This window comes from Mesorhizobium sp. M2A.F.Ca.ET.037.01.1.1, assembly GCF_003998075.1.
Lineage (GTDB): Bacteria > Pseudomonadota > Alphaproteobacteria > Rhizobiales > Rhizobiaceae > Mesorhizobium.
This window is the reverse complement of sequence record NZ_RZSA01000492.1, coordinates 1-4,825: the sequence shown is the minus strand read 5'-3', so window position 1 is coordinate 4,825 and position 4,825 is coordinate 1. Positions and strand designations below refer to the sequence as shown.

Sequence of the window (4,825 nt, the reverse complement as noted above, 5' to 3'; positions counted from 1 at the left end):
GCGTTGGCCACGGGCGAAGTCGTGAATATGGGAGCGACCGGCGTCAAGGTCAGAGAAGGTTGGTGGTACCCGACATATGTCGAAAAGCTTTGCCCGGGGCTGCCGGATTGGAAGGCACTTCTTCAACCCGATTGCGTGAAGGCGCTTTCGACGGTCGAGACGGCCCCTCTGGGTCGTTTCGTCGAGGCACCGGCGGACTGGACGACCAACAATATCGCGAGATTGAAGTCGCTCAAACTCCCCTATTCGCTGGAATCGACCGGCACGCCCGCTGCGCTCCATGCCGCCATGGTGGGACCGATGCAGCGTAAGGAGCCGGTGATCGGCTGGGGATTTTCGCCAGACTGGATGACCACCGAGTATGAGGGCAAGTTCGTGCAGTTCCCGGCCTTTGAGCCGGGTTGCATCGCCGACAAGACCTGGGGCGCAGATCCAAACGAGATCTGGGATTGCGACAACCCCGCTGGCTACGTCTGGAAGGTCGCGAACGTCAAGTCCGAGGCCAAGTTTCCCAAGGCGGCCCGTATACTTCGCCTCTTCCAGTTGAAGACCGAGGACGTGGCATGGGGAATCCGACGGGTCGATGTCGACGGCGTGGAGAGCATGGACGCGGCGGCTGAGTGGCTGTCCAAGCATACGGACGTCGCGGCGGACTGGGCTCAATGACCGAGCCGGCGACGGTTTCAGGCGACGACATCTTATCCTGCGCGAACGTCTGGAAATTCTACGGGCCAAAAGCCCACCAGATAGAGGCGGGGCGGTCGCGCGGCATCTCCGCCGCGCAACTCTACGCCTCGCCCCGTCATTTGGCTGCAGTTCGGGACGTGAGCCTTTCCGTCAATCGCGGCGAGATCCTCGTTCTTATGGGTCTGTCAGGCTCGGGTAAGTCTACTCTTCTGCGCTGCATGACGAGGCTGGTGACACCAACCTACGGCAGCGTTTTTTTTGATGGGTTGGCGATGGGAGAACTCGACGCCCGCCGCTTGATGCAGGTGCGGCGCGAGAAGATGGGTATGGTGTTTCAGGGCTACGGCCTGCTGCCGCACATGACCGCGCTGCAGAATGTCAGCTTCCCGATGCGCATCAAGGGCGTGGAAAAGGCGCGTCGAGAAGAGAGGGCGCGCGAAATGCTTGCCCTGGTGGGTCTCGACGGGCGGGCAGATCACTATCCCGACCAACTGTCCGGAGGCCAGCAGCAGCGCGTCGGCATCGCCCGGTCTCTCACTCTGGAACCTGATATCTGGTTCCTGGACGAACCCTTCTCGGCTCTTGATCCGCTGGTGCGGCGGGAGATGCAGGACGAAGTGATGCGGTTGCAGACAATATTGCGGAAATCGATTGTCTTCGTGACACACGATTGCAGCGAGGCGATGCGGCTGGCCGACAGGATTGCCATCATGAAAGACGGTGAGATCGTCCAGCTATCGACACCGGAGCAACTCGTCCTTTCACCTGCCAACGACTATGTCGCGGCGTTTACGCGCGATGTTCGCCGGGCCGAAGTTCTGACAGTCGCGTCGGTCATGGATCACACGGCGTCCGCTGCTGGCCTTACTGGCCCCACCATACAGGCCCGCGACAAGATCGTGGACGTTGCCGGGCCTGTCCTGAGCGCAACAGATCCTGTGAGAGTGCTTGGCAGTGACGGCGCCGCGATTGGAGCGATCAGTCGCAACGCCGTGCTTGCAGTCCTGCTTTCCGGAACCGCGCGGGCACATAATCACTCATGAGCCGCTCCGCGTCGGTCATGACGGGCCCTTTGACGCCTCTGCGTAGCGTGGAGCTTCCAAGCCGGCCCAGGGTGGTTTCCCCGACAGGTCTGCTCGCACGGGCATTGCTTGCCGTCGGTCTCTCGCTTTGCGTGGCTCCGTTGTTCGGTCTCGGCCTGCCGGCGGCGTTGTCGACGGTTCCAGATGCTCTGGTTCCGCCGTTTATGAAGTGGTCAGGCACTGCGATAACCTACGTAGCTAAGGACGCGGCAATATTCGGTGTCGAGCTCAACCAGCTCACCCGAGCCTTCGCGACAATCTTTCTTTATCCCATGCGGTTTCTGCAAGATCTGCTGACCATGGGGATCACGGTCGGCGGCGTTGTCTTGCCGCCTCTACCATGGCTTTCGGTGGTCCTCGCCGCGGCTCTCTTCGGGGCAAGGCTGGGGGGCTGGAAATTGGCCGTCTTGGTAGCAAGCGCATTGCTTTACGCGCTTCTCTTTGGTTTGTGGCAACCGACCATGCTGACCTTGGCGTCAGTACTTGTATCGGTCCTCGTTGGCACGGTTACCGGAACTCTTCTGGGAATAACTGTCTATCGTCACCCGGCGCTCGAGAAAGTCATGACGCCGGTCTACGATAACATGCAGACGGTTCCGGTTTTCGCCTATCTGGTGCCGATCCTCTATTTGTTCGGCTTCGGTCCAGTCGGCGCAATGATCGCAACGGTGATCTACGCGACGCCGCCGATGGCAAGGGTCGTGACACTGGCCCTCGAAGAAGTGCCACCGTCCATCCGGGAAGCAGCAGAAATGGCCGGCACGACCCGCCGGCAGTCTATGTGGCTCGTCCTGCTGCCCTCTTGCCGACAGAAACTCCTGGTAGGCCTCAACCAGCTGATCATGCTGTCACTTGCAACGGTCATCATCGCAAGCGTCATCGGTGCGGACGGCCTCGGCGCAGTAGTGCTCAAGGCTTTGCAGTCTTTGAAAATCGGCAAGGGGATAGAGGCCGGAGCGGCGATCGTGCTCCTGGCGATCGCGCTCGATCAACTCGGCAAGGCGGCCGCGTCCCCAGCACCTGCTGCCAGAGTCCCTGGATGGCTGGGGCGCGGGAGCTTCTTGAGCATACTCCTCGCGACGCTGACAGTTCCGTTTCTGCTGCAGCTTGCGATGCCTTGGCTCGGCCGTTTGCCGATGGGATCTACCCTTTCGATGGCTTCATGGTGGGACAATCTCGTGCTGACCGTGAACGCGAACTGGTCCGTCCAATTGCGAGAGACCAAAACACTCGCCTTCATCTGGCTGCTCAAGCCGGCCAAGCTTTTCGCGCTCAGTATCCCCTGGTTCGGCGCCGTTATCGCCGTTGCTGCGGCGGGATACATCCTGCAGGGCTGGCGTCTGGCCGTGACCTGTCTCCTGATGATGCTGTTCGTTGCCACGTCCGGCTTATGGATGCAGGCGCAGCTTACCAGCTATCTCCTCGTGGCAAGCGTGATACCGGCTCTGCTGATCGGGATACCGGTGGGGATCTTATGCGTGGCCTATCCCAAGTTCGACGCTGTCATGACCTGGATCATCGATACCATCCAGACCCTGCCCAGCTTTGTTTACCTCATTCCGATAATCATGTTCCTCGGGTCGGGGGACTTCGCCGCACTGATCGCCATCGTCGCCTACGCTTGGACACCGGCTGCCCGTTATACGGCCGCGGCGTTGCGCAATATCCCAGGCGCGGTCATTGAGGTCGCGGAGATGACCGGGGCCTCGGCCTGGCAACGCCTGTTCTTTGTGCGTCTGCCGGTAGCCCGTTCGGGCCTGCTGCTGGCAGTCAACCAGACCATCATGATGGCGTTTGGCGTGCTCGTCATAACCGCCCTGATCGGAACCAAGGGCCTCGAGGCGGACTGCCTCATGTCGCTCAGCAAAGCCGATCCGGGGCGCGGTATCGTTGCCGGAGCAGCCATGGTCTGTCTTGCGATTATGGCCGACCGTCTGCTTCGCGCCTCATTGATAAAAAAGGCGAGGACCTAGATGCTGAAGGATTCCTACGACTTCATCATCGTGGGCGCTGGTTCCGCAGGGTGTGTCCTGGCCGGCAGGCTGTCTGAAGATCCAAAGTGCCGTGTGCTCCTCGTGGAAGCGGGTGGTGGAGACCGAAACCCGGTCATCCGCCTCCCCACCGGCGAAGTCTTCACGGTTGGCAGCAAGATGGACTGGAAGTTCCGCAGCGAGCCGGAGCCCGGGATGGGCGGATTGTCCATCAGCCTGCCGCGCGGCAAGGTGATCGGGGGCTCGTCGTCAATCAACGGGCAAATCTACCTGCGCGGGCATCGCAGCGACTATGACGAGTGGGCCGACCTGGGAGCAGTGGGGTGGTCATTTGCCGATGTCCTGCCATATTTCAAGCGATCGGAAAACTGGAAAGGCGAGGACAAGTCTGGCCTGCGGGGCGGCTCGGGCCCGCTCAAAACCGCTTTCGGCAACTATCGCAATCCGCTTTTTGAGGCCTTCTTCGAAGCTGGCCGACAGTTGGGGTACGCCATAAATCCCGACCATAATGGTGCTGAGCAGGACGGTTTCGGCTGGTCGCAATTCACCCATACTCACGGGTTTCCTCTCCGTTGCTCGTCGTCCAACGCCTATCTGGCGCCGGCGCGCCCGCGACCGAATCTGGCCGTTGAGACCAACGCTCAGGTCACCCGCCTCGAAATCGAGCATGGCCGGTGTCTCGGCATCACATATGTGAGGCGTGGCGGGCTGCCGCAGACCGTCCGATGCGAGCAAGAGGTCATATTGTCCGCAGGAGCCTACCAATCGCCACATCTGCTGATGTTGTCCGGCATTGGCCCTGCCGATGAAATTCGCCGGCACGGCTTGGCCGTGAAGCACGAATTGCCAGGCGTGGGTGAAAATCTGCAAGAACATATCGGGGGAATGGTGCAGCATTCCTGCCTTAAACCCATCACCTATTACAGCCTTCTCAACCCGTTGCGGGCAGCAGCGGCCGCAGCCGAACTGGTGGCGTTGCGCAGTGGACCGCTCTCGGTATTTCCAATGAATGCCCAGGCCTTTCTCCGCAGCAAGCCGGGCATCGATCGGCCGGATCTGCAATTC

General features: G+C 60.7%; 4 protein-coding genes. All 4 read left to right on the top strand.

What is annotated here, in order from left to right; translation table 11 throughout:
* A partial coding sequence (locus EOA27_RS22280) for a glycine betaine ABC transporter substrate-binding protein (RefSeq protein WP_127257194.1) occupies positions 1-666 on the top strand: 666 nt, incomplete at its 5' end.
* Positions 663-1,730, top strand: coding sequence for a betaine/proline/choline family ABC transporter ATP-binding protein (locus EOA27_RS22275; protein ID WP_127257191.1), 1,068 nt, complete (start codon positions 663-665; stop codon positions 1,728-1,730). The genes EOA27_RS22280 and EOA27_RS22275, both read left to right, overlap by 4 nt.
* Before the next feature lie 140 nt (positions 1,731-1,870).
* Positions 1,871-3,742 carry an ABC transporter permease subunit gene (locus tag EOA27_RS22270; protein WP_189562080.1) on the top strand — a complete coding sequence of 624 codons (1,872 nt, stop codon included), beginning with the start codon at positions 1,871-1,873 and terminating at the stop codon, positions 3,740-3,742.
* The coding region (locus tag EOA27_RS22265; protein WP_127257187.1) for a GMC family oxidoreductase N-terminal domain-containing protein at positions 3,743-4,825 on the top strand (1,083 nt) is incomplete at its 3' end.